This window comes from Gordonia sp. OPL2 (assembly GCF_003797825.1).
Lineage (GTDB): Bacteria > Actinomycetota > Actinomycetes > Mycobacteriales > Mycobacteriaceae > Gordonia.
Genome location: NZ_RKME01000007.1, coordinates 183192 through 207750, shown reverse-complemented (window position 1 = coordinate 207750; position 24559 = coordinate 183192). Strand labels below are relative to the sequence as shown.

At 64.2% G+C, this 24559-nt stretch carries 27 protein-coding genes; 18 read left to right on the top strand and 9 right to left on the bottom strand.

Translation table 11 applies throughout. From position 1 onward, the window contains the following. Positions 1–256: 256 nt before the first annotated feature. Positions 257–1654, top strand: coding sequence for an MFS transporter (locus EEB19_RS10230; protein ID WP_187585780.1), 1398 nt, complete (start codon positions 257–259; stop codon positions 1652–1654). On the opposite strand, the gene EEB19_RS10225 is transcribed toward EEB19_RS10230, so the two are convergent. Beyond that, on the bottom strand, positions 1645–3300 hold the full coding sequence (locus tag EEB19_RS10225; protein ID WP_187585778.1) for a CdaR family transcriptional regulator: 1656 nt from the start codon (positions 3298–3300) through the stop codon (positions 1645–1647). The genes EEB19_RS10230 and EEB19_RS10225 overlap by 10 nt on opposite strands. A 244-nt stretch (positions 3301–3544) precedes the next feature. Between EEB19_RS10225 and EEB19_RS10220 the strand changes: the two genes are divergently transcribed. From EEB19_RS10220 to EEB19_RS10180, 9 genes are all read left to right on the top strand, one after another. Further along, positions 3545–3994, top strand: a complete 450-nt coding sequence (locus tag EEB19_RS10220; protein ID WP_187585776.1) for a heme-binding protein — start codon at positions 3545–3547, stop codon at positions 3992–3994. 200 nt (positions 3995–4194) lie between these two features. Next, complete coding sequence (locus EEB19_RS10215; RefSeq protein WP_187585774.1) at positions 4195–4914, top strand: TenA family transcriptional regulator; 720 nt, start codon at positions 4195–4197, stop codon at positions 4912–4914. Between the two features lie 85 nt (positions 4915–4999). Then, entirely contained in the window at positions 5000–5377 is a 378-nt protein-coding gene (locus EEB19_RS10210) for a Rieske 2Fe-2S domain-containing protein (protein ID WP_187585772.1), read from the top strand. Continuing rightward, positions 5374–6606: an NAD(P)/FAD-dependent oxidoreductase gene (locus EEB19_RS10205; RefSeq protein ID WP_187585770.1), complete on the top strand. Its 1233-nt coding sequence runs from the start codon at positions 5374–5376 to the stop codon at positions 6604–6606. The genes EEB19_RS10210 and EEB19_RS10205 overlap by 4 nt, the downstream gene beginning before the upstream one ends. After that, complete coding sequence (locus EEB19_RS10200) at positions 6603–8060, top strand: aldehyde dehydrogenase (protein ID WP_187585768.1); 1458 nt, start codon at positions 6603–6605, stop codon at positions 8058–8060. The genes EEB19_RS10205 and EEB19_RS10200 overlap by 4 nt, the downstream gene beginning before the upstream one ends. Positions 8061–8088: 28 nt before the next feature. After that, positions 8089–8448: a non-heme iron oxygenase ferredoxin subunit gene (locus tag EEB19_RS10195; protein WP_187585766.1), complete on the top strand. Its 360-nt coding sequence runs from the start codon at positions 8089–8091 to the stop codon at positions 8446–8448. Continuing rightward, complete coding sequence (locus EEB19_RS10190; protein WP_187585764.1) at positions 8445–10046, top strand: gamma-glutamyltransferase family protein; 1602 nt, start codon at positions 8445–8447, stop codon at positions 10044–10046. The genes EEB19_RS10195 and EEB19_RS10190 overlap by 4 nt, the downstream gene beginning before the upstream one ends. Continuing rightward, positions 10006–10551 carry a RidA family protein gene (locus EEB19_RS10185; protein ID WP_316245466.1) on the top strand — a complete coding sequence of 182 codons (546 nt, stop codon included), beginning with the start codon at positions 10006–10008 and terminating at the stop codon, positions 10549–10551. The genes EEB19_RS10190 and EEB19_RS10185 overlap by 41 nt, the downstream gene beginning before the upstream one ends. Positions 10552–10598: 47 nt before the next feature. After that, positions 10599–11261: a YoaK family protein gene (locus tag EEB19_RS10180; RefSeq protein ID WP_262365557.1), complete on the top strand. Its 663-nt coding sequence runs from the start codon at positions 10599–10601 to the stop codon at positions 11259–11261. An 11-nt stretch (positions 11262–11272) separates the two neighbouring features. On the opposite strand, the gene EEB19_RS10175 is transcribed toward EEB19_RS10180, so the two are convergent. Next, a complete protein-coding gene (locus EEB19_RS10175; protein WP_187585760.1) occupies positions 11273–11689 on the bottom strand; it encodes a hypothetical protein in 417 nt (138 codons plus the stop codon). 168 nt (positions 11690–11857) lie between these two features. On the opposite strand from EEB19_RS10175, the gene EEB19_RS27180 reads away from it, so the two are divergent. The 8 genes from EEB19_RS27180 (at position 11858) to EEB19_RS10135 (ending at position 17540) form a co-directional block, all read left to right on the top strand. Continuing rightward, positions 11858–12178, top strand: coding sequence for a WXG100 family type VII secretion target (locus tag EEB19_RS27180; protein WP_187585758.1), 321 nt, complete (start codon positions 11858–11860; stop codon positions 12176–12178). Beyond that, on the top strand, positions 12178–12471 hold the full coding sequence (locus tag EEB19_RS10165) for a WXG100 family type VII secretion target (RefSeq protein ID WP_187585756.1): 294 nt from the start codon (positions 12178–12180) through the stop codon (positions 12469–12471). The genes EEB19_RS27180 and EEB19_RS10165 overlap by 1 nt, the downstream gene beginning before the upstream one ends. A gap of 59 nt (positions 12472–12530) precedes the next feature. Continuing rightward, positions 12531–13829 (top strand): hypothetical protein, encoded by a 1299-nt coding sequence (locus EEB19_RS10160; RefSeq protein WP_187585754.1) that lies wholly within the window; start codon positions 12531–12533, stop codon positions 13827–13829. Further along, the gene (locus tag EEB19_RS10155) at positions 13826–14341 is read left to right on the top strand and encodes a hypothetical protein (RefSeq protein WP_187585752.1); all 516 of its coding nucleotides are present in this window, start codon (positions 13826–13828) and stop codon (positions 14339–14341) included. Before EEB19_RS10160 ends, EEB19_RS10155 begins: the two co-directional genes overlap by 4 nt. A 62-nt stretch (positions 14342–14403) precedes the next feature. Next, a complete protein-coding gene (locus EEB19_RS10150) occupies positions 14404–14832 on the top strand; it encodes an ABC transporter permease (RefSeq protein WP_187585750.1) in 429 nt (142 codons plus the stop codon). A gap of 147 nt (positions 14833–14979) precedes the next feature. Continuing rightward, on the top strand, positions 14980–15240 hold the full coding sequence (locus EEB19_RS10145; RefSeq protein ID WP_187585748.1) for a hypothetical protein: 261 nt from the start codon (positions 14980–14982) through the stop codon (positions 15238–15240). Between the two features lie 109 nt (positions 15241–15349). Beyond that, entirely contained in the window at positions 15350–16186 is an 837-nt protein-coding gene (locus EEB19_RS10140; protein ID WP_187585746.1) for a hypothetical protein, read from the top strand. A 679-nt stretch (positions 16187–16865) separates the two neighbouring features. Continuing rightward, positions 16866–17540: an SGNH/GDSL hydrolase family protein gene (locus EEB19_RS10135; protein ID WP_187585744.1), complete on the top strand. Its 675-nt coding sequence runs from the start codon at positions 16866–16868 to the stop codon at positions 17538–17540. 28 nt (positions 17541–17568) lie between these two features. Here EEB19_RS10135 and EEB19_RS10130 read toward each other — a convergent pair whose 3' ends face one another. The 7 genes from EEB19_RS10130 to EEB19_RS10100 all read right to left on the bottom strand — a co-directional run bounded on the left by EEB19_RS10130 (position 17569) and on the right by EEB19_RS10100 (position 24430). Next, a complete protein-coding gene (locus tag EEB19_RS10130; RefSeq protein ID WP_187585742.1) occupies positions 17569–18522 on the bottom strand; it encodes an alpha/beta fold hydrolase in 954 nt (317 codons plus the stop codon). Between the two features lie 16 nt (positions 18523–18538). Beyond that, positions 18539–19606, bottom strand: coding sequence for an HNH endonuclease (locus EEB19_RS10125; RefSeq protein WP_187585739.1), 1068 nt, complete (start codon positions 19604–19606; stop codon positions 18539–18541). Between the two features lie 11 nt (positions 19607–19617). After that, complete coding sequence (locus tag EEB19_RS10120; RefSeq protein WP_187585737.1) at positions 19618–20043, bottom strand: hypothetical protein; 426 nt, start codon at positions 20041–20043, stop codon at positions 19618–19620. Between the two features lie 16 nt (positions 20044–20059). Then, a complete protein-coding gene (locus tag EEB19_RS10115) occupies positions 20060–20452 on the bottom strand; it encodes a hypothetical protein (RefSeq protein WP_187585735.1) in 393 nt (130 codons plus the stop codon). 83 nt (positions 20453–20535) lie between these two features. Beyond that, positions 20536–20778, bottom strand: coding sequence for a hypothetical protein (locus EEB19_RS10110; protein ID WP_187585733.1), 243 nt, complete (start codon positions 20776–20778; stop codon positions 20536–20538). 1055 nt (positions 20779–21833) lie between these two features. After that, on the bottom strand, positions 21834–24110 hold the full coding sequence (locus EEB19_RS10105; protein WP_187585731.1) for a hypothetical protein: 2277 nt from the start codon (positions 24108–24110) through the stop codon (positions 21834–21836). Continuing rightward, positions 24110–24430 (bottom strand): type VII secretion target, encoded by a 321-nt coding sequence (locus tag EEB19_RS10100; protein ID WP_187585729.1) that lies wholly within the window; start codon positions 24428–24430, stop codon positions 24110–24112. The genes EEB19_RS10105 and EEB19_RS10100 overlap by 1 nt, the downstream gene beginning before the upstream one ends. Positions 24431–24559: the final 129 nt, after the last annotated feature.

Sequence of the window (24559 nt, the reverse complement as noted above, 5' to 3'; positions counted from 1 at the left end):
AACTGATTTCGCAGTTTCGTCGCGTCCTGTGACCTGCGTGTAACCCGGTTGCGAACGGGTTGTTTCGCCCCAGGTCGTGGCAGCAACAACTCCGACGATGTCGATGGTCACTGTGCACAGGGGACCGCGACAATCCGTGTGCATGCTGTGGGTGTGCACGAGTTCTTATCCTCACGTCCGGGTGGAAACATCGTGACCACCAATCAGGGTTTGAGACCTTGATTTCGAGAATCCGCGACACCAGGCAGAGGAAGCGATGACGGCACGCAGATCCGATCCCGGAACAACGGTCGGCGACGACTCCGGGACCCCGCTGGCCCTCGCGGCGCTGCTCACCGGCACATTCGTCGGCACGCTGAGCAATGGTGTGGTCAATGTGCCGCTGTCGGCCATCCTTGCGGACTTCGACGCCCCACTCGGCAGCGGAGTGTTTGTCGTCGTCGGATTCCTCATCACATTCGCGGCCGCAATGCCATTGGCCGGGTACGTCGGGGACCGATTCGGCCGGCGACGCGTCTACTGTGCCGCCCTCGTGATCACCGCGGTCTGTTCGATCGGGGCGGCGACGGCCCCCACGCTGGAGATCCTGATCGCGTGGCGGGCGCTCGCGGGCCTGGCCGCCGCCGTCTTCGCACCGGCGGTGATGGGTCTGATCGCGTGGTTGTTCGGCCCTCGACGTCGAGCCCGCGCGGTCGGCGCCTGGGCCAGCGTGAACGGGATCGGCCAGGCGGTCGGCCCATCGGTCGGTGGGCTGCTCGCCGATGTCGCCGGATGGCGATGGGTATTCGTGCCGCTCGCGCCGATCGCCCTGCTCGGTCTAGTCCTCACCCTGCGGCGAGTGCCGCGCTTCCCGGGCAAGGTGATGCGGCTCGACATCGTCGGCGCGGTCGCCATCACCCTCGGCTCAGGGTTGCTGATCCTCGGAGTCACGCTGATCGGGGCGGAGTCGGCTGCCGGATGGGTGGTCGCCGCGCTGCTCGCCTCGTCGACCATCCTGCTCGCGTTTGCCATCTGGCATTGCTTGCGTGTCCGGGTCCCGTTCATCGACATGCGCGCCGTCACCGAGCCGCGGTTCGCGCGGAGCGCCGGCGCGGCATTTGCACAGATGTTCGCGCTCGGTGCGACGCTGCTCGCGGTCCCCCTCTATGCCGTGGCGCAGGGTGCGAGCACAACGGTGGCAGGGGTGCTGTTGTTCGCCCTACCGGCGACGATGGCGATCCTGGCGCCGCCCGTGGGACGGGTCAGCGACCAATTCGGAGCTCGGCCGATCCTTCGGACGGGGCTGGTCGTCCTCATCGTCGCCCAGTCCGCGATGGCGCTGGCGACCGGCGTCGCGGTGGAGATCGGATGGCTCTCCACCGTCCTCGTCCTCACCGGTATCGGCGTCGCCCTGGTGCAGACGCCGGCGGCTGCCGGCTCCACCCGATCCGCTGCCGGTGCGCAGGGCACCGGACTCGGCCTGTTCAATCTGCTCCGATTCGGCGGCTCGGCACTCGGCGCCGCGTGGGTGTCGGTGGCGCTGCATCGCTGGGACTATCCCGTGCTGTTCGCCCTGACCACGGTCATTGCCGCATGCGGGTTGGCGGCGTCGTTCCTCGGTACCGATCCGGAGGCCGTCGACAGGGCCGAACCCGAGCTCGCCGGTCAGCGATAACTCATCTCGCGGGCGAGAGACGACCCGAGACTGTCGAGCAACTCCAGTCGGAGGGCGAGCCACACCGTGAACTGGTTCTCGGGAACCCGGATGTCACAGCCGCAGGCACGTGACAGGCGGTCGATCTTCGACAGCATGGTGTTTCGGTGCATGTTCAGCGCACGTGCCGCGGCATTCACGTTGCCGCCGTGCTCGAGGTAGGCGAGAAGAATCGTGTGGAGTTCCGTACCAAGTCGGATCGGCCCCAGCACATCGGACGTGAACTGACGACTGCGTTCGGTATCCGCGATCTGCTCGAGCACCCCGAATGACCGCAGTTCCTGGTGCGCGATGGCACCGGTGATGTGCATGCGGTCGGCGATGTCGAGGGCGACACGGGCTTCGCGGTAGCTCTCCCGGATCTGCGTCGCGCCGACGGCAGCCGCGCCGAACGCGACCGCCGACAACGCGTGCCCACGGGCGGTCAGATCGTCGGCCATGGCCACCGCGTACTCGCGGACCTCCTCGTCGACCTCGGCCGGGGTGGTTCCGCGGACCGTGCGCACCACCACCACGATGTCGCCGAGCACGGTGATGTACGAGCGAACGCCTTTGCGCGGCATCAGACTCGCTGCATACCGCGCCAGCCGCAGGAGCGTCCGATCCGCTTGGGGCTCAGCACCTTCGGTCCGCGACACCGATGTCCGGGTGGCGAAGACGGCGAAGGTCGCGTCGAGATCGATGTCGTGATACCCGGCACGAGTGCGCATCTCGTACTCGGAGCCGAATCCGCCGTGAACCAGTGCCTGGACGAAGTCGCCGCGGGCCCGCTCCTCGGCCTCCTCGACGCTGCGCTGCCGCAACATCTCCGAACCGATGATGGCGGTGGCCTGACTCGCGACCACCTCGTGCTGGGCCAGTTCGTGCACACCGGGCCGGTCGCCGCGATGCAGGATCGCAACCCATCCCTCGAAATACTTGCCGAGACGAATCGGCGCCACGGTGCATGTCCAGTCGCCGTCCGATGTGGGCACCGTCAGCGTCGCGGCGTCGTGATGGTCGCGGATGTCCTCGCGCTCGGCGAGGCGTTCGCGCAGAGGAGGCGCCAGCAGGTCGAGTGCGGTTCTCTCCAGGCCATTGTGGGCGACGACCTCGCATCGGGCGTCGAACACCAGCGCAGGCGAATGCGACAGTGCGGAGACCTCACGCAACAGCATCGACATGCCTGCACCGCGATGCAGCAGACCTGCCAGCGACTGGTGCACGTGCGTCGCGTAGCGCATCACGTGCACCTCTTGCGTCAACGTCCGTTCTGCCAGGAGCCGATTGAGCGCCGAGAACCCGATGGGGAATCCCATCTCGATCACCACGAGATCACCCGGAATCTGTTCGCGAGTGACCGCCGGCGGTAGGGGGCCGTCGACGATGATTGCCGAAGCACCACGTGCAGCAAGGGAACTCATGCTCGACGGCTTCGCGGCCAGCGATTCGGGGCGCGCATAGACAACCGTTGCGGCGAGGTCGTCGTACCGCGTCATCACCTCGGCGAACGGCAACGCCCAGGTCACCGGGGCCTGACTGTCTGCGTGATCGGAGATGACGCGCGCGCCCTCCATGAGTGCTTCGTCGAGAAGACCGCCGAGGGTCAGACGGGGGTGCGGTTCCATCAGGACCTGCTTTCACCGGGCTGTCGGTAGGGCGGTGCGGGGCTGCGCACCTGACACGAAAGTGTGGTCCCTGTTCAGTTACCAGGGCACTCACACCATCACTATGTGCAGAGTAGTCAACGAATCGCACATTCTCAGGTCATGTTGACACGTTCGTGAGCGCGGCGGATCCGGTTTCATGATCACTACGCCGCACTCGACCGGCGACAACCCAGCCCCACCACGCGATCAAAGGTTGACTCACATGCATCGGATTCTGCGGATCACTCTCGACGACGCACTCCCGATTCTCGCGGCCGGCGCCGCCAAGGCGTCGGAGATCGGCGTCAAGCAGACGCTCTGCGTCTGCGACGACGGCGGTAATGTCATTGCCCTGCACCGACTTCCCGGCGCCCGTATCACGGGTGTCGAGATCTCGATGGCGAAGGCCTACACGGCGGCAGGACACGAGCGTGCCACCCACCTGTTCAACGAGCCGCCGAACGGCCCCGCACTCCCCGGCAATGAGGCCTTCGGGATCTCGCACATGCTGCCCGGCAAGTTCGCCACGTTCGTCGGCGGATTTCCGCTGGTCCACGACGGACAGATCGTCGGCGGCGTCGGGATCAGCGGTGGCAACGGCGAGCAGGACAAGGCCGTCGGGGCCGCCATGCTCGCGGAGTTCGAGGCCGTCGTGTCTGCCGGTGTCAGCTGAGACGTGCACTTTCACCGAATCGGCCGCCGATATGCGGACACAGTGACCGTGGCGACACCCCTGGGCCGCTCATAGTGTCGCGAGTGTCGAAAGCGCATTTGGGTGAACGCTTTTCGGCAGCTTCCCGCATCGACGCGGGACGAATATCGACCATCCAGCCCAAATTCATTCTCTGACAGCAATTCCGAAAGGACACCACCATGACCACTCTCATGGGACGCGACGAGTTCCGGGCCGCACTCGAGAACGCCATCAAGGGCCGCGAGGCTAAGAACGCTTCGTTCAGCAAGGCGTGGGCGGATGGCAAGCTCACCAAGGATCACTTCGCTCGCTGGGCGGAGAACCACTATCACTACGTGGGTCCGTTCGCCGACTACCTCGCCAACATCTACGCCAACACCCCGGACCACTTCACCGACGCCAAGGACTTCACCCTGCAGAACATGTACGAGGAGGAGTTGGCGGACATCCGGCACACCGACCTGCTCATCAAGTTCGGTGAGGCGTGCGGTACCACCCGGGAACGGATCGAGGACCCGAGCAACATGAATGCGATCACGCGGGGGCTGCAGTCCTGGTGCTACGCGGTGTCGCAGCGTGAACACTTCGTCGTCGCCACCGCGGCGCTGGTCGTCGGCCTGGAGTCTCAGGTCCCGAGCATCTACAAGAAGCAGATCATCCCGCTGCGCGAGGTGTACGGCTTCACCGAGGACGAGATCGAGTTCTTCGACCTGCACATCACCTCGGATGTCGTCCACGGCGAGCGCGGCTACCAGATCGTCCTCGATTGTGCGGACACCCCTCAGCTCCAGGAGCGGTGCCTGCAGTTGGTGCGGTGGGGAGCCGAGATGCGGTTCTCCTACACCAAGGGCCTGTACGACGCCTATGTCGCGTCCGACCTGGAACTGGCCGGAGTCTGACGACGGTTCCGAGCGCGGCACCACGCCGTGAGGGCCCCGATCATCGGGACCCTCACGGCGGCGAGCCCCGGAGGGAAGAGACCACATGGCAGAGGATTCGTCGACCGCGGTGTCAGAGACCGGCCAATGGCTGGCCGCCGCGACCACACGAGAACTGAAGCGCCGACGCAAGTTACGCGTGGATCTGGATGGCACTGCGATCGCACTCTTCGGAGTCGGCGACAACGTCTACGCCTTCGCTGACCTGTGCGTGCATCAAGACCGATCCTTGGCCAAGGGCACCTTGCTGCACGGCCGCGTGATCTGTCCGGGTCACCAGTGGCGATTCGATCTGGACACCGGGTACGAAGCGGACCAGGACGTCTGCCAACCCACGTATCCCGTGCGCGTGGTCGACGACACCATCTATGTGGACCTGGCCGCCCAGCGCACGGGTGTCGACCAGGAGAGGACGATCTCATGAGCATCAGCAGTGTCGCGATCGTCGGCACCGGGCACGCCGCAACCGTCACCGCCCGCACGCTCCGACGACGCGGATTCGATGGCGCCATCACACTTCTCGGCGACGAACTCCACGCACCCTACCAGCGACCACCGTTGTCGAAGGAGTTTCTGGCCGGAACGTCCGACGAGACCTCGATGGCGCTGCTGACCCCGAAGGTCATCGCCGACAACGACATCACCATCCGGACCGGAACTCGCGTCGACACTATCGACGTCGAGTGTCGAGCGCTCCGACTCGTCGACGGCGACACCCTGACCGCCGACGCGATCGTCATCGCCACCGGCGGACGCCCGCGCCTGTTGCCCGGATTCGCGATCGGGTCGTCGCCGCGCGTGCACTACCTGCGCACCCTGGACGACGCGCAACGGCTTCGTGATCGGCTCCGACATGGTGCGCGTCTGGCGATCATCGGCGGTGGGTTCATCGGGTTGGAGATCGCTGCCACCGCTCGAGGATTCGGACTGGACGTGACCCTGATCGAAAGCGGCACTCAGATTCTCGAGCCACGCCTCGGAACCCGAATCGCCGATCTGTGCGCCCACATCCACCGGCGCAAGGGCGTCGACCTGCGATGTGGTGTCGGCGTCACGTCCTCGGAGGTCACCGACACGGGCGCGAAGCTCACTTTGTCGGACGGGACCGTGCTCGATGTCGACGACGTGATCGTGGGCATCGGGATCGTGCCCAATACCGAACTGGCGAGCGCCGCCGGACTCACCGTCGACAACGGGATCGTCGTCGACGCCTGTGGCCGCAGCTCTGTGCCGGGAATTTTCGCCGTCGGAGATGTGGCCGCCCGGTTCTCCGCATCGGCCGGCCGCCATGTGCGGGTCGAGCATGTCGACAACGCCAACCGTCAGGGCGCGGTGGTCGCCCGTGCGGTCCTCGGCGAGGACAGGCCCGACGACAGCGCGCACTGGTTCTGGTCCGATCAGTACGACCTCAACCTGCAGTTCACCGGAACCTGTGCCGGAGTCGACGATCTGGTGTTTCGCGGCAGCGTCGACGACGGCGAGTTCTCGGCCTTCTACCTGCGCGAGGGCCAGATCTGCGGTGCCTTCGCCATCGACCGTGGTGAAGACATCATGGCCGCCCGCGAGATGATCGGCCGCCCGGTCGATCGAGCAGTGCTGGCCGATGAGGACATCGACCTGTGGGAACTCGGTGAGGAAGAGGTGCCGGCATGACCGAACACACCCCTGTAGACGGCGCGAACTTCATCGGCGGCGAGTGGGCTCCCGCAGCCTCCGGTGCGACCTTCGTCAGTGTGAATCCGGCCGACCCCGCTGAGGTCATCGGCACCTTCCCCGATTCCGCCGCCGAGGACGTCCACGCCGCTGTCGACGCCCTCACGAAGGGCGCGTCCGATTGGGCCGGCACCGCACCCGAGCGACGCGCTCGCGTCCTCGAGGCCGCGGCGGCAGAACTCGAATCCCATGCGTCCCAGCTGATCGAGGAGATGGTGCGGGAGGAGGGCAAGACGCGTGCCGAGGCGACCATGGAAGTCGGCCGCACGCCCATGAATCTGCGGTTCTACGCGGCAGAGGCCGTCCGGTCCGGCGGCACCACGTACCCGGCGGCGTCCGGAAGTCTGGTGTACACCGTCCGCGAACCGGTCGGATGCGTCGGAGCGATCACGCCCTGGAACTTCCCACTGAACATCCCGTCTCGCAAGATCGGGCCGGCGCTCGCCGCGGGAAACACCGTGCTGTTCAAGCCGTCCGAGGTCACCCCGCTGATGGGCCAGCGGTTGGTGGAAGCACTCCTGGCCGGGGGACTCCCGGTGGAAGCCATCGCGCTGGTCCAGGGTGGTGGCTCGTCGGGCGCCGCGGTGGCCGCCGACGAGCGGGTCGACGCGGTGACGTTCACCGGCTCCACGGACGTCGGCCACGCCATACATCGCCAGGTCGGACCGCAGCGCCGTGTGCAACTGGAGATGGGTGGCAAGAACCCGACCGTCGTACTCGGCGACGCGGACATCGAGATGGCTGCAGCGACCGTCGTCAAGGGTGCGTTCGGGCTGTCCGGGCAGGCGTGCACCGGTACCAGCCGACTGATCGTCGTCGATGAGATCCATGACGCGCTGGTTGATGCGATCGTCGAGCGAGTGGCGAAACTAGTGGTCGGTGCGGGTCTGAATGGTGATGTGTCCATGGGGCCGTTGGCCAGTGCGGCTCAGCTCGAGAAGTACCGAGGCTACGTCGCCTCCGGGCTCGCCGAGGGTGCCGTCCTGCGGACTCCGGAACCTGAATCCGATCACCGCACAGGCTACTTCGCCCGACCTGTGGTCTTCACCGAAGCCACCCCTGACATGCGCATCGTGCACGAAGAGATCTTCGGCCCGGTGCTGGCGGTCCAACGAGCACGCGATCATGCGGAGGCGATCTACCTGGCGAATGCCACCCGATTCGGGATGAGCGCCGCCATCATCACTCGGGATCTGCAGCGGGCCATGGAGTTCGCACACGCATCGCAGACCGGTCTGGTGAAGATCAACCAGCCCACCACCGGCATGGCGATGAATGCGCCGTTCGGCGGGTACAAGGCGTCGAGTACCCAGACGTTCAAAGAGCAGGCCGGACCGTCGATGATGCAGTTCTACCAGTCCGAGAAGACCATCTACCTGACGCCGACCAGCTGACGGACCGACTTTCGATAGAGGAAATGCCATGGAATTCAAGCGGGTTGCCCGGTCGGGTCAGGTTCCCGAAGGTATCGTCCGGCGGTTCTACGCGGAGGAGTACGAGGTCGCCGTGTCGCGACTCGACGGCAAGGCCTACGCCACCTCGAACTATTGCTCACATCTGGACTGTCTGCTCTCGTCGGGCAAGCTGGTCCAGGATGGCATCGGATGCTCCTGCCATGGAAGCGCATTCGATCTCGAAACCGGTGAGCCGATCTGCCCTCCGGCCACTGAACCGATCAAGACCTATCCGTGCGAAGAGCGGGATGGCGAGATCTTTGTGGGCATCGATCCGACCGAGCCGCCGGAGGGGCCGCGACGCCGGAAGCTCCGGGCCTCCTCATGACCGGCATTCCGCAACGCCCACCGACCATCGCCACTCGAGGAATGGTGGCCACCAGCCATCCATTGGCCAGTGCCGCCGGATTGCAGGTGCTGTCGTCGGGTGGCAACGCGGTCGACGCCGCGTTGGCCGCCGCCGCGATCACCTGGTTGACTCTGCCGGGCCAGTGCGGGATCGGTGGCGACGCGTTCGCGGTTGTCGCCGAGCCGGACGGATCGGTGTGGACCGTCAACGGAAGCGGTTTCGGGCCGGACGGTGGGACGCCCGACTTCTACCGTGAGCGCGGGTTGTCGGCGATACCTCTGGACGGCCCACTGGCGGTGGCAGTTCCGGGCGCACCAGCCGCGCTTGCCGCCTTGCATGCGAACGGTGCCACCCGCAGTCTCGGAGACCTGTGGGAGCCTGCCGCCCGCATCGCTGAGCGTGGACTGCCGTGTTCTGCGAAAACCCGGGACGACGTCGGCGACGCCCTCACCGCGATCCGGAACGACGACAACCTGCGCACCGCTTTTACCGACGGCGGTCGCGTGCCACTGATCGGATCGCGGCGGGCACAGGCCGACCTCGCCGAGACCATCCGGCGGCTGGCGGCCGACCCGGCGTCGTTCTACACAGGTGAACTCGCTCAGCGATGTGTCACCGCGCTCACGGAAGGCGGAGCGCCCTTCAGCGGTGACGAGTGGCAGGTGACCGGTTCCGTTGCGCCGGAGGCGGCAGTGACCACCGAGTACGGAGGTGCGGTGATCCATCAGACGCCGTCGCCGTCGGCGGGGTGGATGGTGCTCCAGCAGGCGGGCCTGTGCGGACCCGAGCTGGGACTGACTCCATGGATGAGCGCGGACGCGATCGATCGGATGGCTTCGGCGGCTCGGGTGGCGTTCGAGGATCGGTTCGCGTTCTGTGGATCCGACAACGACGGCCTGGAGCGCACACTCACTGCCGACATGATCGCGGAAGGCCGCCGGCGTATGGCAGGACGATCGGCGAGCACCCGTGAGTTCGCTGTCGCAGCAGGCGACACCACGTCTCTGGTTGTGGTCGACGACGACGGCAGGTCGGTCAGTCTCATCCACTCCCTGGCGTTCACCTTCGGTGCCAAGTTCAGTGTGCCGGATACCGGAATCGTGCTGAACAACCGATTGGGCCGCGGCGCCTATCTGATCGACCGTCACCCCAATGAAGTGAAGCCGCGACGAAAGCCCCTGCACACCTTGAATGCCTGGGTCGCGACCGACGCTTCCGGACACCTCATGGCGGTCGGTAACACCCCCGGTGGTGATGGTCAGGTGCAGTGGAACATGCAGTTGTTGTCTCATCTGCTCGACCACGGTTTGGACCCGCAGGAAGCGGTGTCCGCACCCAGATTCACCGTCTTCCCCGGCTCGGACGCGAATGCCGTCGGCAAGGAGTCCGAGCTGCGCATCGAGACCACGGTGGCCGCCGACACGCGCAATGAACTGCGTCGCAGAGGGTTTGATGTGCGGGACATGACGCCCTTCGGCGAAGCCGGCAGCGCCCAGGTGATCTCGATGGATCCACAAGGGCTTCTGATCGGTGGCAGTGATCCACGGCAGGAGGGGGTGGCACTTGGCCTCGAATGAGATTGCCACCGTAAATGTTCCGAAGCCTCAGGGACGGTACGTTCCGGCGACCCGTAGCGTGTCCACGATTCGCACCGCCGGGATGACTCCGCGCCGCGACGGTCAGTTGCAGATCGTGGGTCGAGTCGGAGTCGAAGTCGACGTTGCCGCCGCGCGCGATGCCGCGTCCGTTGCCGTCCGCAATGCAGTCGTTGCCGCCCGATCGTTGCTCGAGGGCGGGGAGCGTCTGCGCTGCGTCGAGATGACCGTGTACGTCGCCTGTAGCAGTGAGTTCACCGCGCTGTCGGCGGTGGCTGACGGTGCGTCCGATGTGCTTGCCGTCGAGTTCGGTTCCGAAGGCCTGCCCGCTCGCAGCGCCGTCGGGGTCTACGCGTTACCCGGCGGTGCGCCGGTCGAAGTTGCGTTGATTGCGGAGGCCGTTCCGGCTTCGGGACTGCGGTCGCAGACCTCGGTCCCTGAGGAGCCTGCGAGGAACGAGCGGGCGTCACGAAGGGCCACCCCATGACCCTCACACCCACCACCCGCCGATCTCCGATGACAACGCTCGCTCGAATGGAGGACGCCTCCCGCCACCTGGGGTTGATGCTCGCGCTGACCTTCGTCACCGGTCTTGTCGACGCCGGCGGCTACCTCGGCCTGGATCGGGTCTTCGTCGGGAACATGACCGGGAACGTCGTGATCCTCGGCATGGGAGCCGCCGGGGCTGATGGATTGCCCGTGCTAGGCCCAGCACTTGCGCTGGGAACGTTCATCTTCGGAGCCGGCCTCGCCGGGTTGTCGATGCGCTCATCACCGACCGGATGGAGTCCGCGACTCACTGCCGTGGCGGTGACGTCGGTTCTCCTCGTAGCTGCGACGGCAGTGATGCTCGCAATCACCTCGACCGATTCGACGGTGGTGATCGTTGCCGCGGCGATGACCGCGTGCGCCATGGGGATGCAGGCCGCGGCGGCACGAAAGGTCGGGGTCGCCGACGTCACCACGGTCGTCGTGACGTCGACCATCACTGTCTGGGCCACCGACATGTTCGCCCGGCCCCAACGCACAACGATCGTCAATCGCCGACTTGCGGCCATCGTCGCGATCCTGGTGGGCGCGTTGGTCGGCGCGCTCCTGGAACAGGTGGCGCTCTGGCTGGTGTTCGCGGTCGCGGCGGGGATCGGTGCGGCGGTTGTGTGGATCGGTCATGCGTCCAGCCGGACGAAGACCGGTTGATTCGTGAAGGGCTACCGCCGCAGAGTGCCCGTGAGTTCGTAGGTGTTGCTGACGCCGTACTCGTCGCCGAGTCGGATCTGGGTGAACTCGCCATTCTCCGGAGCGAACAAGGTGACGTCGACAGGCTGCACCGCGATCGGCCCCTCGGCGCAGTTCGGTACGCACGTCTTGCGGTGCTCGACGCCGTTCCCGACGGCGAGCTCTGCTGTCCATCGTGACCACCGAATATCGGTGACGATGATGCCGACGTCGGCGCAGAAGATCGAGTTGATCATCTCGGGTTCGACGAAGGCTTTGCCGGAGCAGTCGTGGATGACGGTGGGTGCGGGAGCCGCCGACACGGGGCCGGTAACGGGTGCGACGATTCCTGCGGCGAGTGCCACGGTGAGGGCGATCCGCCTGCCGACGATACGAAGTCCTGGACGCATAGGCTGATTGTCGCGCGCGTGAATGACAGGGATTGTCGTTTGATCGGATGAAGTCGGTAGCCATTCACAGGCAGATGCCGAGATTCGACCGCCGCTGGAGCCGGTTCGCCTCGTTTGTCCGAATTGTTCGGGTGGGCAACGATATTGGCACACTCGTACCCTTTGCTCATGACAGTCGGGGGGTCGGCAGGTCCGCACGTTGACGTGGTGCCGGACGAAGTAGCAAAGGTCGGGCATGCGATCGGACAAGCGGCCGAACAGTTGAGGAAAGCGCTCGCTGCGACGGGGCACGATGTGGATACCTTGCTGACATCCGGATGGAGCGGGGATGCCGCGCGAGCATTCAGTCACGGGTGGGCCGACTGTGAGCACGGTGGTCGAGAGATCTTGCACGCACTCACAACACTGTCCGGGAAACTCCATGGAGCGGCGGAGCGCTACGAGACCTCTGATCATGATGCAGGATCTGTCGACCTGAGGATCGTCTGATGGGCGACTCGTTCCACGTAGATCTGGACGAGCTCGACGCCACCATTGCGAGACTGGCGAACTACGCCAAGCTGTTGAGCGATCAGCTGGGCAGTATCGATACCCAGGCCGCGAGCTTGGTGTCGACGTCATGGTCCAGCGATGCGAGCGACGCCTACGCGGAGGCACACCGGGAGTGGGTCGCCGGAGCCGAAGAGTTCGCGCGCGGAGTAGATGAGATGAAGGCTGCCGCGAGACATGCCCACGAGCGGTACTCCGCAGCCCACGCGGTCAATTCACGGATGCTGAGGTAACGAACGTGGTTACCGTCAATCCGCATACCTACTTCGCGGCGGGTAGTGCCTGCAGGCAGATGGCTGGGGATGTCAGCGCCCAGATCGGTCTCCTGCGGGTGTCGCTCGGTCAATGCAGCGGCATGGCAGGCGACTACTCCGAGGCCCAGTCGTGGGGCGGCAGTTACGACACCAAGACCAAGGATTTCCTGAACTCCGCCCAACTCCTCGTGAATGCGTTGGAGAACTTCGGAGATGTCGTCAATGTTGCCGGCCACGATTGGGCAGTCGCCAATTACGACGCCAACCGGGACCCGAACAAGGGACCCCGGCCAGTAGCGCCGGCGCGATCTCGTGGGCCGCTCTACTCGGGTGCGACGGCACTGCCGCCGACCTCGGTCGGTTCCAACGGTGACGGCCTCGACACCGACGTCCCGGGCTTACTGGAGAAGATCGGTATCCCTGTGCCCAACGGCGACACCGGGAAGCTGGCCAAAGCGTCGACCGCATGGAGCGACTTCGCGTCACACGACCACATCAGCGGAGCGAGCACAACCCTTCAGGGGCTGCATGATTCGTTCGACGCCGAGCACGCCGATGACGCACAGAGCATCCGGGAGCACCTGCAAAACCTCAAGGGTGCCGCGACCTCGATGGCGGGATACGCGTCAGCAATGGCGTCACCGGTCAGCAGCCACAGCAGCGCGCTGGGCGAACTCCGCACCTCGGTTGGCGATCGGTCACATCAGCTTCTGATCGCCCTCGGCGCGTTGGCCGCAACTGTCGTTGTCGGGCTCGTGCTGCTGACCGTCTTCTCCGGCGGCTTGAGCCTCGCAGGTGCGGATGAGGCAGGAGCAGCCGCCGGGACGGCCTCGGGTGCCGCGATGATCGCTGAAGCCGCGACCGCCATCCGGGGACTGATCACGGGCAGCCGACTCCTCGTTGTACTCGCCGGCGCGGGAGTCGCAGGTGCGGGCGCATTCGCCGGTGCACACGGATTGACGGCCGCCGGTGCGCTCGAGCACCTCGCGATGCTGACCGCGGAGACGATCGATGAGTCGGACGACTCACCCAAGTACGTCCCGAGCCCCAAACACGACACGAGCATGCCTCATCATGGACGGCAGGGCACCCCGATGGATCTGTCCGACGAAGAGGCACAGGAAGTGCTCGACAATTCGGTGGAGTCGGGAAAACAGCGGTATGGGGTTCGCGATGGAAAGGTCTACGTGTTCCAGCCAGATGGGGCGGGCGGGTACCACGGATATCCGGCGACTGAGCCGAGTGACGTCCCCGGTAAGGCCCTGCAGACCCTGAGGGACCATGGCGACATCACAACAGCGCAGATGAAGAAGATGTTGAGAGGTGACTTTTCGTGAGCGACGCCAGCGGTCCTGTGCGACGTCTCCGGTTCGTGGAGAAGACGGCCCGGCAGGACAACCCGAGATTCGGCACAATGTGTCCGGATCTGTCCCTGATCCTCCTGGAGTTGGACGACCAGCCAGCCCAGGTGCTCATTCAGGCGGATCTGTTTCTCGAACCGATGCTCGAATGGCTCGAAACGAACGAGGCGTTGATCCGCGATGACCCGCCTGTGATGACCCAGCTGCCGGGCGAGACCATTGGGCAAACTCTGGCACGTGGCTACGAATTCATCGACGACGACATGGACGTCGACCTCGCTTTGTTGGTGTATAAGGCGCTCTATCAATACAATTCGACACACAACATCGTCTTCGGTGCACCGGGAATGCAGATCCCGCGAGTGCTGATCGGACACGGTGCCGATGGATTCGAAGTCTGCAACTGGATTGACGATCGGGAGAAAGACACGGCGTGGCGGTACCTCATCGATATCGATGACTTCTTCGCGAATCTGCCGTCGTTATGAACAGGCACGGCACGACGCCCGTGTGACTCGAGACGCAATCACCGGCACCATAGACTTCGCGCGTGAGAATCATGCGTGTCGTGTGGTCACTCATTGCTGTGCTCGCACTGGTGTATGCCGTGACGAGCACCCGAGAGCCCATGTCGACCGTGTCGCTGGGCTGCTCCAAGACGGGGCGACTCGATTTCGACAGCGCGCCCGGAGCCGATTGCGACACCCCGATGATCGAAGTCCTTGGCGCCTGGCCGTTCGTTGTGCTCGCAGTGCTTCTGTGCGCGCCGGCGTTGGTGGCCGCACTGGTGATGCGACGATGGAGTTCCTGGCTGGCGGTCGCAGCGTACGGCGGGCTGTCGTTCGCGGGTGTCGCGAACTGGGCGGGATTCTGGATTCTCCTCCTCGTCGCCGTCCCGATGGCACTCGTCGCGGTTGTCCTTGCGACAGTCCACCAGATCCTGCCATTGTCGGGGAGTCGGGACGTGCTGAGGCAATGATTGACACCGGTCCCACCATGGTGGGTGAATACGGAGTAGCCGTTGAGAAGCGTTCCGGATAGGCGTCGGTGGCTGGATGTCGTCGACATCGCGATACCTGGCCTCGTCTTCCTCGCGGGAACCGGTCTCGGGGTCTACTTGCCGTACGTGGCGTCCACAATCACTCCGCCGCTGCTCGTTACCGGGGCAAAGACGTCCGACTACCACAACTCGAACGTGTCGGACCCGCCGCTCGTGTTCTGGTTGGTCTGGGCGCTGCTGCCGTTGCTTGTGTACGGGGTCGGTAGCGTCGCGTTCGGGCGCTTCCCGAGGTGCCGATGGTTCCTCGGTGCCTTCTGGGCGGGATTCACGCCGATCTTCGTCATCGCCGCACCGATCGCATTGGTCATCGACCTGGGCGGCTTCTAGCGCACCGGCGGAGCGCACTTGAGGATGATCGGCCAGTGTCCGAATTGTCCCGCTGGTCATCGGTGTTCGGATTCTCGTACTCTCTGGCGATGATGAGATCGACCGCACCGTGTCGATGAACGCAGGGCGCGATTTCCGCTTCATCTGGACGAAGCGGACCGACTGGGTCTATCAGCAGTCTCGCGCGTCGGGTATCGGGCTTCTTGTGATCGCAGTGTGGTGCGGCGTCGTCTCGGTGGCGTTGTCCATGCCGGCGATGGTGATCTTCTCTGTCGGAGTTGCGTTGTTGCCGATCGTGGTTCGCGCGCCCGTCCGTACCAAACTGGTGATTCGGCGCGATTCTGTCGCGGTTCATCGACAGCCGTTCTACGCACATGCGGGGATCACGTTGTCTGCGGTCATCGGGATCATGTTCGGCGGGTCGCTCGCAGCAGTGTTCCTTGGCTACGGCGACGCCGGACGAATGTTGGTTCCGTCTTTGATGGGTGCCGCTGTGATCCCCGTGCTGCTCTTCTTCACCTATCGAGAACGCGGTCCGCTGCTCGTCGGCCCCGAGTCGATCCGGTTCGGCGACGGCATGACGTTCGACTTCGATTCGACGACAATCCGTTTCATGGTCACGAGCAACGCCGTACCCGCGATCGAGCTCACCAGTCCCGGCGTGAGCCGCCGCCCTCGTCGCCTGTTGCATCGCCCATACGGCCTGGATTTCAACACCTTGCTCTCTACCCTCGAGCAACTGCAGATCTGGCATGTCGACGGTCGCCGCGCCACACCTGCTGAGATCCAAGCGGTATCACAACCGACGCAGCTAGAACCCCACGCACATGCTGCCGAAATTCAGGCCCTCGACGACGGTTACCGGGGTGCTAAGCGGTGGATACTGCTCGCCCTGCGAGGCGAACAACGTCCATTCTCCCGCAACCGGCGGCTGAAGTTTGTTTGAGGAGGTCGCCCGGCCGTTGACCACTTGCGCGTAGCCGATGAACTCGGAATATCCTGGCATTGAAGCTTGGAAGTACACCGGTTCGTCACCGTCGACCGAAGCGCTAACGGTGTAGCTACAGCCTCGCACCACGCCGTAAGCAGCACCATCTACCTGGGGCCCTGGCGGCAGTACTGCGGCGCCAGCCGCGCTGGTCGAGGCGATCGTCGCGGTCAGGGCGACTGCAGATACGAGAGCGGCGAGCGCGCTGCGAGGCTTCATAGCAATGGTTCCTTGCGAGGCAATGGTGAACTGGATGGTACGCGCATGGTGAAGAGTTGCTGGAGGATCAAACCGAAACAGGTGTCGGAGACGCAGGCCGCTTCTCCGCCGTCCTCGACAGAGAATATTGTCGGCAACGCCGTGTGGTCCTCGTCCGACGTCGGCAGCTAGTTCAACCAAATTGAGTCATCTGAGCCGACGGTCGATCGTCGTACGCAGTCGATGACGTCGCGCCAAACGAGCCGTCAGCCAAATCATGAATCTGACGAGGGTGCCGAGACAGCTCACGATCCGCCCCTCCACTCGCCAACTGTGCTTTCGTGAACACATGAGTCCGTCGTCGACCGCCACAGCGACTGCGTCGACGCCTGACCGCCGAACCCCGCGAGACCACAGGCTCCGCCCATTTCTGTGCTTCGTGACAGCGCTGCTCCTCGCCGGTTGCGCCACAGCATCACCCGAGCCCGAACCAACACCGACGACTGGTGCGCCCGTCCTCTACGTTCTCGGCGACTCCTATGCGACGGGATTCACCCACGGCGAGGACAACGCCTATCCCGAGGTCATCGAAGACCGGACGTGCTGGGACGTGGAGGTCGACGGTGAGGACGGCACCGGGTACGTCAATCCGGGCTCGCGCAAGAACGGGCAGTCGACCTACCTCGAGCGAGTTTCGCGCGCAGTGACGGCACACCCGCGCATCGTCCTGATCCAAGGCAGCGACAACGACATTCGATACCCACCCGACCAGATCACCCGAGCGGCCGAACGCACCTACGACGCGGTCCGCACAGCCCTTCCCGATGCACGTCTGGTCGCGGTCGGCCCGGTCCAGGTGCCGGCGGTTACGTTGCCTCAGCTCGAGCGGGTCCGTGACGCGCTGGTACAGGCGACGTCGGCGAAAGAAGTCCAGTTCATCGACCCCATCGAACTGCGCTGGCTGTCGGACCCGCGGCTGTTCGAGTCCGACGGCGCACACCCGACCCTGCGCGGACATCGACAGCTTGCCTCGGACATCATCCGACAACTGTGGGTTGGTGGCTCACCGACGGAGTGCGGTCCGACGAGTTCATCGGCAGTTCCATCCGGATGACGCTCAACCGACTCGACAGGATGGGGCGTCACAACCCACCAAGAAACTCCACGATCGCCGCATTGACCGGATCCGGCTCCTGCATCTGCACGAAATGACCAGCGCCCGGGATGAGTTCGACGTTGCGTAGATCGGGGACGAGCGAAGTCATCGCCGCGAGTGGATCGCGGCCCATCATCGCGAGAACGGGGTCGCGGTCGCCCGCGATGAAGACAGTCGGCGCGAGAACCGGTTTGTCATGCAGCTCAGCGTTCTGTTCCCACACGAGGTCGGCGGTCCGATACCAGTTGAGTCCGCCCGTGAATCCGGTCCGCGTGAACTCATCCACGTAGTACTGAAACTCGTCGACAGACAGCCATTCCCAGGGCAGCGGCGGAGCCGTTGGCAGCACATCGAGATAGCCGTTATCGGCGGTCGGATGCTCCCAGCAGGTGAGATAGCGGTCGGTGTCACTCAGAGCCCAAAACACCCGACGGAGGAACTCGTCGACGTTGGTGCCGAGCTCCGCATCGGCGACACCGGGCTGTTGGAAGTAGTGCATGTGGAAGAAGTGGTCACGGGCGAGGAACGCGGAGATCTCGTTGGGACGCATCGGTGCTCGTGGTGTCAGGGGAACGCTCAGCTGGATCAGTCCGGCGACGCGCTCGGGAATCCAGCGAGCCAGATCCCACACCAGGTGCGCGCCGAAGTCGTGGCCGGCGAAGACCGCACGCTCGACGCCCAGCCCGTCGAGCACTCCTTCCATGTCGGCGACGGTGGTGGCGCGGTCGTAGGCGCCGACGTCGGTCGGTCGGCTGCTGCGACCGTAGCCGCGCATGTCGGGGGCGATGGCGTGCCAGCCGGCGTCGGCGATTGCCGGGAGCTGGTGCCGCCAGGAGTAGCCGAGTCCGGGGAAGCCGTGACAGAGTATGACGGGATCGCCGCTGCCCTGTTCGGTGACCGAGAGGTCGATGCCATTGACCTCAAGTGTTCGTGTCGTCATCTCGGTGTTCACGTCCTCACAGAAGCCATTCGAAGTCGACTCGAGTCAACATCTCAATCTGGTTGCGTCCCTGCCACACCGGCGTGCTCGTCGGCTGCGTCGTGTAGAGGCCCCGCCCGGCAGACACGACACGGGCGTATTGACTAGGCCAATTGATCTTTACAGCAAGCTGATCGAGCGCTGTACGGCCACGCGCGAGCGCCCGTCCGACGTGTTCAGGCGCGGGCAGTAGGTCGGACTTGCTCGAGTTGCAGCCCGCGCAGGCCAACACCAGATTTGTCAGGCCGTCGATGCCGACTCGCGACCACGGCAGGAGATGGTCGACGTGACGGCCCGCCCGGACCGATGCGTTGCAGTAGAAGCATGACGCGCCGAACTCCTGAGTGAGTGCGTCGCCGGCACGCTGCAGCGAGACCCGATCCGCGCCGAAGAGGTGGTGAGCGAGGTCGGGGCCGTCGTCGAGAACGGACCTGTTCATGCGCCGCACGTCGTCGACCCAGGCGAGCTGAAATGCAGGCTTGAGTAGTGGCGCGAGACGCGCGAGGGTCACGCAGACGCCGGGGAAGAGGGTCAGTACGTTGCCGTGGTCGGCGATCACCCGCTTCGACCCGGTGCCCATCCACGAGTCGTCATACAGAAAGCGTTCGTTGTCTGCACCGGTGGTGAGATTCTGCAGCAGCTTGAGCGGATAGCGAACCAGCGTCTGCTTCACCGTGGCGTGTGCCGCGATGTACTCAGCCGATCCCTGTGCGACAACCAGATCCACCGACGGTGTCCGATGCGCGCTGACAGACGAGCGGAGGTGGGCGACGGCCTCGAAGATGACTCCGCGGCCGTCGGAGGACTGCAGCAGCCGGCGACCATCAAGTGGTCGCAGCTGACGCCAGTAGAGTTCGATGACGCGGTTGGTGAGATCGTCGAGGTCGATGTCCACGGCGGCGTCCGCATCGTCGGGCACGGATTCGACCGCGAGGTCCAGCAGCGCCATCAGCACGGCCAGCTTGTAGGTGGCGGTGCGACGACCGCTCTCGAGCACCGCGACCAACTTCTGGCCGAGCGTCAGCGGATCGGTGAGAGGCGGCATCAACGGTCAGCCTAGGCCAGCAGGAAGTACGGAACCAGTCCGAACACCAGTCCCAACAACACCATTCCGCCGACGACACCGATGATGATGCCGAATCCGTTCCATGGTTGAGGGCTCGGCCCGAGCGCGCCACGGCTAAAAGTCCACACCGGTGCCCGGTACTCGACGACAGTCGGTTGGTGCGGGTGAACGCTGACGGTCAGTTCTGCCGGCCCAACCCGCGACGGCAGGTAATACGGCACGTAGACCTGCAGGTGGTGGTTGCCGGGCGGTACCAGGATGACGTTGTGGCCCCAGCGCGTGTGCGGGACCTCCCATCCGTTGACAAAGATCTTGGGGCGGACGAAGGCGAAGAGGAACGCGAGCACAAAGTGTTGGGCGTCGATGACGATCGCCGACTGCGGAACTGGACCGTAGTAGTAGTTCGGCGGCGTCATCGAATCCCCGTCATGATCAGCGCTCGTACAGACTGCCGATGAAGGCAGCCATGTTCTGTTCGATGACCTCGTGTTGCCAACCTGCGATGATGGAGAACAGTTCGATGTAGGTGATGTCCTGCGACGTGATGGCCTCGAACGGACCCGGTCGTCGGTAGTTGGTCACGACGTGTGTGGTGGCGTCGAACAGTTCTTGCCGAAGGTGTCGCGGCGCGACCAACAGGTCATCGTTGGCGACGTTCGCTTGATGGATGTACCAGGCGGCGTGATCGGCGTCCATCATGGGGTCGTCGGCGGCGTGCAGATTCCACAGGAGTGAAAAGGCGTGTGCCTGTCGAGAACCGATATGGCTGGTGTAGTCGGTGCAGGGCCGCGGGAAGACATCGTCGGGGTGGAGGATCGGGAGCATGTGACCTCCCGGGGTCGGCGCAATTCGATCGTTCGGCCTGTTCATTGTGTCGTATCTGGAGGGCGATTCGCCACGTCTCGGCACTACCGCGAACGTCGACGGACGACCGTGATCGCCAGTGAGCCGACCAGCCAGGTCACGGGAATCCACACATAGCAGGACAGGGCGTACCAGGAGCTCACCACCGCGAACCCAGCCGCCAAGCTGGGGCTTCCGGGTCCGACGTGAGGTAGGACGCCGACTCCCCAAACGACGAGCATAAAGGTGATGTAGCTGATCGGGATCGAGATCAGGAAGAGCTCCAGGGAGTATGGGCGAAGTGTCATCGGGATGGACCCTTATAGGTCGCGTCGAAGCCCGGGATGTCACAACTGACCGAGATGCTCCAGTCCCGCAACGCTACCCGCGACTTCTGCGTTCCCACACAATGTCGGTGCGAATTTGTTCGGCGAGTTGCAGTGCGATGTGATGCGGCATCGCCTTCCACCCATTCCGGCTGTGCCAGTCATCGACCGCGTCTTGGTACCTGGCCCTGAAGTCTGCATCGTCGGGAGGAGGCTGCATTGTTTCGGCAGGGTATTGCTTTGGCGCGGCATCAGGGAACCGTGCGTAGATCTCCTCTACCGTCGTGCCCTCGGGGGCGCGCAGCGCAGCGACTATGTGCGGTGGGAACTGGTAGCTCGGGTCAGTCATTGGCGTCACTCACTCTCGGACGGCCAGCCGGGTCTCGAGGTGCGGAGTGCAGGCAACGGACCCGGTCGGTGGCTGCAACGTTGCATGCGTAGGTCGGTTGGATCGATGTAATCCAGTCCTCTCCAGTCCCCAAAGATGTTGCGGACGGGTGCTTGTCGAGGGCCATGTTGGTTTGCGGGCGGAGGTTGGCCACTGCGGCTATAGGTGAAGAACAGTGCATCATCAGCGAGCGGAGTCCCCGGAGAAGTGCCACAGACGGCGACACCGCCGACCTGGGGTGATCGAGGGCGCCAGTCATGTTTGTTCTGCGGATCGGGCTCGGGAAACGGTGCTACCCACATGTAGGTCGTGTGTGGTGGGTCGTGGCGTGGCCGAAGGTCGTCGGACCACACGTACGCGGATACCGATGCCTCGCGATATCCGGGGAAGAAGGCCTCGGGCCCGAGTTGCGAGCGCAGATACCAGGATTCGGCAATTCCGCGGACGAACGTTCCGTCGGGACTGTCGAGGTCTAGGTTGGGAGTGCCGAGCCAAACGATCGGATAGTCCTCGATCGTTGGGCTTGGCGCAGACGAACTACTCGCGGGTGAGCCACCGTCGCCGGGACTGCAGGCGGCTAGTAGAACAACTGCGACGGTGGACATGACAACGCTTGCAGCGCGCCACCCCAAGCCGATCCTCTTCGTATTCACGGTTTATGTGCGGGGTCGTTGGGGTTCTCTGGCTTCGGATTGTCTGGTCCCGCCGGCCAATCCGGCCTGTCTTGTCCGCGTTCGTAGCTGTCTTGCCACCTGTCAGACAGTCCTGACATCCAGTTTGACCACCTGTTATTGTCTTTGAGCTGGTCCCAATCCGGCTCGCCGTTCGGTCTGAACCATTCTGGATGCTCTTGTCTCAGCTCGGGATGGTCAGCCACATACCCTGAGAACTGGTAGAACTGCTGCACTTTCGAATCGTTGAGCTGAGCCACCCATTCCGGGTCGTTGCCTTGATTGGCTGCGTCCTCTCGCACGGGTTGCTCGCCAAAGATTGCATCAGCCAGCGGCTGCTGCATGAGCGGCCCGATCTGAGAGCCGAAGGGAAGGAGTCCGGTTGCGTCCTTGACCGTCCCGAACGCCAACATTTGATTGTTGTAGGTTCGCATTCGTTCTTCGAACTGTGAATCGGACAGGTAGTCCACCGCATGTCCGTTGCCGTCGGTCATCGCTTGGGACAGCACACCAGCGCTCTCGGCCAGTGAGCTATGGTATGTATCCAGCCCGTAGTGGACAGCCATCAAGTTCTGCCATTTGAATGCAGCAGAGTTCAATGTGGCTGCCGCCTCGCCATCAGTGTTGAGCGAGCGGAAGATGTTCTCCAACTCACCCGGGGTGAGTCTGTCAGCACCGAAAGTATAGATCCCGCCGCTGGTCTCATCGATTCCACTGAAGTCTCCCAGATAGGGGCTCAGCGCATCGGCGAAGATTCGGGCCATCTCTGGGTTCCGCACACCCAACCCCTCGTTTACAGCGAGATCGCCGGGAGAGCCGAGATAATGGCCTAGAGAGCTCGCGGCCTCACGGGCCATCGTGGCTTGATAGGGGTTCGCGGAACCGGCTTCGTCACCGACCCAATCGAACAGTTTGTGTAGGCCAGAGTTGCCGTGCTCCCATTCTTGACTGACCAGTCCGTTGAGATGGATGCCTGCGTTGTAACGTCCACCGTCGGCGCAGGTTACGTCCATGTTGGCACCGGTCATGAAATCGTGCGAAGCGATGCGATCAGTTGCTGCGGCCGCCAGGGCCTTGTCCAGAGCCCGGTCGAATTCAGCGGCGGTCATGTTGTTGCCGGATCCCGGTGATTCGCCAACAGCTGAGATTTCCGCAACCTGCTTGAGAATCCCGCGGTTCACGTCGGACCCAACCCGCAGGTCCTCGTCACTCTTACCCATGAAGTCGGTCATCTTGAAGAACTCATCAAGATTCTTGACCCGGGGCTTTCCACCTACCAAGAGGCGCTCTGCCACAGAAGGATTGGTCCCAGTGACCATGTTGGTGGTCAACAGGGATCGAATGTTCGCGGGCAGCGCCTGCATTCCTCCGTGATCGCCGGCGCCAGTTCGGACGTTGGGGATGCCGAGTATCTGCGATGCATTGGCAAGGTTGCTCTGGATCTCGTCATGCTGAGTACCCTCGCCCAAGGCCAGGATCGAGTCCATCGACTTTCCGTCCAACTCGGCTGTCAGTTCGCGCAGGAAGTCGAACTGACCCTGCGGCAACGTGGCAGTGCCTCCGTTACGTAGGGCTTCGAGTTGGTCGGGTGTCAGCTTGGTGCCTTCTTCCAGAACGCGGCGCTCGAACGGCGTGAGAGGTCGCCCCTCGGAGAGCTTGTCTGCGATTCGGTCGCCAACTTGACCACCCAGCGCCGACGACACCGGTGCCAGCGCACTCACGTCTGCGCTTGCCGCGTCGATGGCGCCCGCGCATGCGCTGTCCGCGTGGTCGAACTCAGACACCAGACGATTCAACGCGGCGGTCGCATTTGCGGCCGCGTTCGCTCGTGCCCGTTGAAGGTCGGCGAGTCTTTGCTGAGCTTCCGCGTCGCCGGCAGTCATCAGGCTGGCAAGGCCGTAGTTGTACGCGTCGGTGACTTTCCAGTCATCTGCGACCGCATAACCGTCGCCTTCGTAACCGGCAGCGTCGGCCGTGAGTCGGTCGGCGATGTGTGACATCGAGGCGGTCCCGTGGTTGACTGCGGCCGAGACTCTCTCAAGAGCGTCGGCTACGCGGGTGAGCTGTACCTTCTCGGCAGCGGCGCGGGAGTCCGCCGCGGCGCGAGAGTCACCGGACCAGTCCATGCCCGAGATGGTCCGGTGGATGTTCTCGCCATCCTTCTCAATGTGGCTCCCGAGGGTGTCGGCAGCCTTTGCGGCCGCGGGAGCCGCACCGAAGTCGAATGCGTCGACCTGCGAACGTGTGGGACGCATTAGCGGTTGGGTGCCTGGTTGAAGTCGCCGAGCGCTTTGAGGCGTTCCGCGCTCTGCTTATCGGTACCGTCGAATGTGTCCGCGGACTCGTTGAGGATCGAGACCCACGCGCCGATCCGAGACTGCACTACCTCGATTGCCGACTCGGCTGAACCCGCTGCCGCAGAGAGTGCCCGAGCAGTGTCGGTGCCGCTGAGACCTGCTGCCGCCTGACGGATCGGAGCCGCGCTGGTCGCGGCTGTGTCTGCGCCGGTCTGACTCTTCCCGATCTGGCTCCCGGCTGTACGCAGCTCTGCTGGATCGACATGGAAATCCGTCACTCTGTGTCCTTCCCCCGAACCGTTTTCTACCAGGTCAGCTGCCATCAGGTGTACCCGACCCGACGAAGTTCACCTTCGCTTCCTCAACCACTTAGACGCACTCGTGGGGGCATCGGTTCCATCGGCTCG